Source organism: Deferrisoma sp. (assembly GCF_054681715.1).
In genome coordinates this window covers 1-5,928 of record NZ_BAAHFQ010000167.1, presented here as the reverse complement: position 1 = coordinate 5,928, position 5,928 = coordinate 1, and the positions used below count along the sequence as shown (strand labels likewise).

The 5,928-nt window shown below is 71.5% G+C and carries 6 protein-coding genes and 1 tRNA gene; 1 reads left to right on the top strand and 6 read right to left on the bottom strand.

Features of this window, described 5'->3' with window-relative positions; all coding sequences use genetic code 11:
• The 4 genes from ACY0I8_RS15495 to ACY0I8_RS15480 all read right to left on the bottom strand — a co-directional run.
• Window positions 1–522, bottom strand: a 522-nt coding sequence (locus ACY0I8_RS15495) for a hypothetical protein (RefSeq protein WP_461395458.1), incomplete at its 3' end; no start/stop codon positions are given.
• Window positions 522–2,564: an ethylbenzene dehydrogenase-related protein gene (locus ACY0I8_RS15490; protein WP_461395457.1), complete on the bottom strand. Its 2,043-nt coding sequence runs from the start codon at window positions 2,562–2,564 to the stop codon at window positions 522–524. The genes ACY0I8_RS15495 and ACY0I8_RS15490, both read right to left, overlap by 1 nt.
• 113 nt (window positions 2,565–2,677) lie before the next feature.
• Entirely contained in the window at window positions 2,678–3,343 is a 666-nt protein-coding gene (locus ACY0I8_RS15485; RefSeq protein WP_461395456.1) for a DUF4388 domain-containing protein, read from the bottom strand.
• Window positions 3,344–3,370: 27 nt separating this feature from the next.
• On the bottom strand, window positions 3,371–3,628 hold the full coding sequence (locus tag ACY0I8_RS15480) for a hypothetical protein (RefSeq protein WP_461395455.1): 258 nt from the start codon (window positions 3,626–3,628) through the stop codon (window positions 3,371–3,373).
• A gap of 339 nt (window positions 3,629–3,967) precedes the next feature.
• On the opposite strand from ACY0I8_RS15480, the gene ACY0I8_RS15475 reads away from it, so the two are divergent.
• A tRNA-Ala gene (locus tag ACY0I8_RS15475) sits at window positions 3,968–4,043 on the top strand.
• Between the two features lie 288 nt (window positions 4,044–4,331).
• Here ACY0I8_RS15475 and ACY0I8_RS15470 read toward each other — a convergent pair.
• Both ACY0I8_RS15470 and fliS read right to left on the bottom strand, forming a co-directional pair.
• Complete coding sequence (locus ACY0I8_RS15470) at window positions 4,332–4,781, bottom strand: hypothetical protein (protein ID WP_461395454.1); 450 nt, start codon at window positions 4,779–4,781, stop codon at window positions 4,332–4,334.
• A gap of 462 nt (window positions 4,782–5,243) precedes the next feature.
• A complete protein-coding gene (gene fliS, locus ACY0I8_RS15465) occupies window positions 5,244–5,696 on the bottom strand; it encodes a flagellar export chaperone FliS (protein WP_461395453.1) in 453 nt (150 codons plus the stop codon).
• Window positions 5,697–5,928: the final 232 nt, after the last annotated feature.

The following is a 5,928-nucleotide window of genomic DNA, read 5'->3' as shown; positions in this document are numbered from 1 at the left end:
GAGGGCCGTGGCCCCCCGGGCCTCGATGGTCTCGAGGGCCCGCTGGGTCAGTTGCTCCGCCCGTTCCCGCACCGCGTCCCCCAACCGGACCGCGGTGCTCCCGTACTCCTGGATCCGGCTCCAGTCCCGGGTGCCGCCGGCGGCACCCGGCAGGAGTTCGAGGACCTTCCGGTACTGCTCCACCCCGGTCTCGATGGCCTTGAGATCGCCTTCCAAGCCGCGGGCGCCGGGGAGCGCCCGGGCCCGCTCCACCTCGGCCCGAACCCGGTCCAGGTGTGCCAGGGCCCCCGACACGTCGTCGGAGAACTCGGCGAGGTACCGGAACATCTCCCGCTGGGCCTCGAGGATCGCGGCGCGGATCCGCCCGGTCGTCTCCACCACGGGCTGGGCCGTGCGCACGGCCTCGGTGATGGCCCGCTCCACGAGCCAACTCCCCGCAAGGACCCCCCCATTCGTGCCCACGAGCAGGATCATGAGAAAGAAGAACCAGCGGCGGATCTGCACCCCTGCCGGCTTAGCCATCAGCGGCCCCCTTCCAGTTCGAGGCGAACCATTCCCGTGGTGGCGTGGCGGTCCTTCTCGGCCCGGTCGTACACGGCGAAGGCAGTGGAATAGACGAGCCCCGGCTTCAGGGCGATGTCGTCGTCGTTCCCGGTGTCGAGCCGGCGCTTGAACTCCACGGTCCACACGCCATCGGTCCAGGTGGCCCGCGCCGTCACGTCGGCCCGGCTTCCGGCGGCCCGGGAGGGCTTGTAGCTCGCCACCACCGCGCCCTGAAACTCCACCGGCACGAAGAACGACCAGGGAAACGCCCCCACGTCGGGCTCCTCCCGGATCCAGAGCTGGCCCGAGCCGTCCCGGGCGGGGTAGGGGTTCGAGCGGGGCATGCGGGTCCGGCTGATCTGGAGCCGCGCGTCCGAGGCGTGGCCCGTGAGTTCCGACCAGAAGGCCCGCCAGATCCACATGTCGGCTTCAAGGTCGAGCCCCTGCAGCATGCAGGGGTCGGCGATCTCCCCGGTGGCGTAGATGGCGAAGGCCAGGCCGTCGTCGGCCTGCTCGTTCTGGCGGTAAGCGTTGCGGGAGGGATCCCAGACCCAGGGCCGGTAGAGGGCGTCGCGGGTGGGGTCGTTCCACCGCACCAGCACCACGATGTCCCGGCCGTCATGGGCGGCCCGCACGCGCAGATCCCTCTCGGTGCCCAGGAGGGGCACCGTCGCCTCGGGTGCCCGGGCCCACACGTCGTCGGCCGGGTTCCCGTCGGCCTCGGGCAGGGTGGCCACCCGGACCGCTTTCAGGGTGCCAGCGGCGGCCGGTTCGGGCTTGGGGGCCGGCGGTTCGGGCGGCTCTCGCATCTCGGCCAACCGGCGGCGCACCTCGCTTTCGTAAGGGCTTCGCGGCCAGGCCTTGAGGAACGCCTCCAGCGCCTCCTCGGTGCCCTTCGCGATGGCCTCCCGGTAGTCGGCCTCGAGACGCTGGCGCTTGAGCGTCTTGATCTCGTCTTGGGCCTCCGCCCGGTGGCGCCCTTCGGGAAACCGGGCCAAGTACTCCTCGAGTTTTCGCTCGTCGCCCCGCGCCTCGGTGTAGGCCTGGTCGTCGGCCTCGAGGGCCTTAAGCCTACGCCGGGCCTCCTTCGCTTCGGGGGCATCGGGGTAGGCCGCCAGGAAGATGCGGTAGGCTTCCGCCGTGTCGAGCTTTCGCGCCTCGGCGTAGGCTTTGGCCCGGCGTTGCCTCTCGGCGGCCTGGGCCTCCTGTTCGGCCCGCCGGCGTTCCCGCTCGGCCTCGATGGCCTGGAGCCGCGCCTCGATCTCGGCGCGGTGGGGTGACGCGGGGAAGTGGTCGAGGAACGCCCGGTACACCTCCTCGGTGTCCCTGCGGAGGGCCTGGCGGTAGGCGAGGTCCTCCCGGAGTTCGTCCGCCCGGGCCCGGGCCTGGGCGGCCTGGGGCGCGTCGGGGTGGAGTTCGAGGAACCGGACGTAGGCCTGGAGGGTGTCCTCGCGCCTGGCCTCCTCCCAGGCGGCGGCCGCCTGTTCCTCCGGGGTGGGTTCCGGCGGGGGCGGGGGCGGGGGCGGGGGCGGGGGTGGGGGCGCCTCGGCCTCGGCCACGGGTTCTGGCGCCGGCGCCGGGGCCGCCGGGATTTTCACCGGTTTCTCGACGCCCTCGGGTTCGGTCGTCGAAGCCTGCGGGTTGGGCAAAGCGACCGGGGCCTTCGGTGTGGGTTCCGTGACCGGGGCGGGAGAAGGTGCCGGTGGGGGGGCGGCGGGTCGGGCCCCGGCGGTCGGGAACGCCCCGAGGTACCTGAGATTCAGTACGAACACCTTGCCGTCCCGCTCGACCCCCAGGGGCTCCACCATGGGATCCGCTTGGCAGAGGATCTCCAGGGTCTCGTCGAGGCGCACCCCCATGGCCAGGCGGTAGTAGTCGTGCTTCGATCCCAGGAGCCGGAACTCGGCCCGGTCGGGTCCCTCCCGGAACCCCAGGGTCAGGGTGATCGAGTCCCCCTCCCGCACGATGTCGAAGTGGGCGAGGCCCGGGTTGAGTTCTTTGACCCGGTTTCTCAGTTCCATGTAGCGGCGGTTCTGGGAGTCGGAGGCGATATCGTAAAGGGTATCCTTATCGATCCGAACCGCGAGTTCGGCAGCCGGGGCCGCGGCGGCCAGGAGGTGCACCGCGAGGAGGGTCAGGATACCGAGCCCCCACGCCCCCCGTCGACGAGCCGCCGGATCTCCTCTCCCACGGCGGGTGCCGCGGCCTCGTCCAGGAACACCCGGACGTACTTCTCCACGCGGTCCGCCAGATCCAGCAGGTCCTCTTTCGATTCTCCGCATCGGTCCACCGCCTCGATCATGCGTTTGGCACGCCGGCCGAACCGCCGGCGCAGCAGGTCCCGGATTTGCCCCTTGGCCGCGGCGGGATCGGGCTCGCCGCCAGTCTGCTCCCCAGGGAGGTCGAAGGAGATGTCGCCGAAATCCCCCAACATCTCCTCCCCATCCCCCTCGGCTGCCTCGCCTTCGGGGGGGGCGCCGTTCGACCGGCCCGACTCGTCGAGAAGCCGGGCCGCTTCCATCACGAGATTCGTGGGGTCCACCGCGATCGTGCGCGCCGGAGGGGGGACATCGCTGTTTTGGAACTGGAACTCCCCGTCCGCGATCCGGAACATCCGGTACACGGCTTCCTCGCCCGCGCACCCGGGGGCCTCGGCATGCACCACGGCGCCCCCCTCGAAGTAGATGGAGGCCCGGCCCTCGGGCCACACCACCCGCAGCACCCCCGTCTTCTGGCCGAAGGCGACCAGTTGGATGATATCGGCCAAGCTGAAGTCGCGCAGCGTTCCACGAAGTTCCACGCGGGCGCCCCTCGGAAGCGGTCCTTCCTATCCTTCGTCGCTTTGGTGCGAATTCTTGAGGGGGGGGTGCCCCGGACCGCCCCCCAGTGCAGCGAGTGCCTGCCGGAGCGCGCCGTCGAGTTCGCCGGCCGCCTCCACGGCCCGGTCGAGGGCGGCGGCCACCTCGTCGAGGCCTTCGGCCCGGGCCTTCCCGGCCCAGTCCTGGTACGTCTCGGCATGGGAGGCGTTGTGCTCGATCCAGTGGGGCAGGAGGTGGTCGAGCTTGTGGCGGATGGGATGGTCCATGGAAGCCCTCGCTTGCTGGGTGGCTTGGCGGCGCGGCGGTCGGGCGGCAAACGAGCCGCCGGTCTTCCGGGCGCCCGGGCCCCGCCCCGATCGCACCCGGACCAGAAGTCCAGGCCCGACCCGGCAAAGAATCCCGTATTCTTCCGGCGCACCGCGCAACGTGTCAAGCAGAGGGGCGCACCCGGGATCTGCGCGCAGGGAAAGACCGCCGTCGGCGGGCGCCCCGGGCGCTTTCCGTCCGCGCGTCCAGCGTCCCCGCGTCCGCGCACGCACGCGCGGCGTGCGAAACCCCCCTTGCCCCGCCTCGGCCCGGTGTGGTATACACCCGGCTTCCCGCGTGGGGATGTAGCTCAGCTGGGAGAGCGCTGCGTTCGCAACGCAGAGGTCGGCGGTTCGATCCCGCTCATCTCCACCATCCGCACCCGAAAACGCCCCGGCGCCTGGCGCCGGGGCGTTTTTTCGTTCGGGAGCCTCTGTCGCCCGCTGCGGGGCCCTCCGACGCGGGAAGGCAACTCGTGGGGGCGCCGTGTGGGAGCGCCCTCCAGGGCGCGATCCGGGCCGAAGGCCCGCAAGAGAACGATCGCGGCTCGGAAGCCGCTCCCACGGTCTGGAGAAGCGGTTGCGCCGGAATCCCGAAGGCTTTCAGCGGCCTCGCCGCCCAGCCGCCTCGCCGCCTAGCCGCGGATCACCCCGGGATCCGGGATCATCCCTTGCGGTCCGCGAACCGGGGCGTGGGGTCGGTGGGGCCGCGGTACCCGGCGAGCCCCCGTTGCCCCCTCTGGAGCTCCCGGACCCGCCGCTGGATCTCCTCCTGGGCCCGCTCGGCCGCGCACCGGGCCTCGGCGTCGGCCCGGCGGATCCGCACCGTCAGGTCCGACAGGGCCGCCAAGTGCTCGGCCAGAAGCGGTGGGGGCGCGAAGTCCTGGCCCCGCAGGCCCTCGGCCTCGGCCTCGAGGTGCCCGAGTTCCTCGAGCGCCCGCCCCCGGCGCGCCATGGCCTCCTCGATGCCCGGGATGTCGAGGGCCTCGGCCGCCAGCGCCGCGGCCCGGGTGGCCTCGAGGATCTCCCGGCACACCCCGATCTGGGCCACCAGAATCGCTTTGAGCGTCTCCCCCCGGGGATCGGCGGGCTCTCGGTTCGCGGTGTGTGCCATCGGTACGGTCCGTGAATGGGGAATGGGGAATCGTGGGGCGCTTCACGCCCCGTGACGGGTGATCCGTGACGCGTGACCCGTCACCCTCCTTCGGGCTTCGCTCACTCCCTCTCCCCCTGAGGCGGAGAGGGCCGGGGTGAGGGGGCGTTGCCGCCACCCCCTCCCCCTGCCCCCCTCCCACCAGGGGAGGGGGAACCGCTCTGCGCCGGCGGAGAGCCCGGCCGTCTGTCTCCCTCTCCCCCGAGGGGGAGAGGGCCGGGGTGAGGGGACCGTCGTTGCTTCCCCCTCCCCCTGTCCCCCTCCCACCGGGGGAGGGGGAACCGTTTTGTCCCGGCAGGGATCCCCGCCGTCTGTCTCCCTCTCCCCCCGAGGGGGAGAGGGCCGGGGTGAGGGGGGGCCGGCCCGCAGGGCCGTGAACCATTCACGATTTACGATTCACGATTCACGGCCTTTTCCCCGCCCTCAGCCCGTGACGCTCAGCCTCGCCCCCTCCTCGGCCACGGGCACCCGGCGGTCGAGGGCCTTCACGTCCTCGTCGGCCTCCTCGAGCTTGAGCTCCGCCCAGGCGTCCCGGAGTTCCCGGATCGCCGGCAGGATGCCCCGCACGGGCTCGGGGTCGTTCGTGAGGTTCGCCTCGGTGATCTTCTGCATGAAGAACATGTAGAGGTTCCAGAGGTTCCGGGCGATCTCGCCCCCGGCCTCCAGGTTCAGCGTGCTCGCGAGTTCCTGGATCACGGCCCGGGCCTTCGTGAGCTTTTCGTGCTTCGCCTCGATCTCCCGCTTCTCGATGTGCTCGATGCCCTGGTTCAGGAACCGCAGCACCCCGTCGTAGGCCATCACGATGAGCTTCTGCTGGCTCGTCGTCGTGGCCACCTGGGTCTGCCGGTACGCCGAAGCTCCCGGTCCGTACGTCATGAACGCCACCTCCTTGTGGGTTCCGTGAAGTGCCGTGAATCGTGAGGCGTGAATCGAAAATCGTGGAACGGCTGAGAATCGTTTTTCGTCCGTCGCAGGTCGTTCGTCGTTGGTCGTGACCCCCTCCCCCTGACCCCCTCCCACCGGGGGAGGGGGAACCGCTTTGTGTCGGCGAGGAGCCCCGCCGTCTGTCCCCCTCTCCCCCTCGGGGGGAGAGGGCCGGGGTGAGGGG

Excerpts from the sequence above, each read along its gene's own strand:
- ACY0I8_RS15490 (WP_461395457.1), bottom strand. The coding sequence starts at position 2,564 with ATGGAACTGAGAAACCGGGTCAAAGAACTCAACCCGGGCCTCGCCCAC.
- ACY0I8_RS15480 (WP_461395455.1), bottom strand. The coding sequence starts at position 3,628 with ATGGACCATCCCATCCGCCACAAGCTCGACCACCTCCTGCCCCACTGG.
- ACY0I8_RS15470 (WP_461395454.1), bottom strand. The coding sequence starts at position 4,781 with ATGGCACACACCGCGAACCGAGAGCCCGCCGATCCCCGGGGGGAGACG.
- fliS (WP_461395453.1), bottom strand. The coding sequence starts at position 5,696 with ATGACGTACGGACCGGGAGCTTCGGCGTACCGGCAGACCCAGGTGGCC.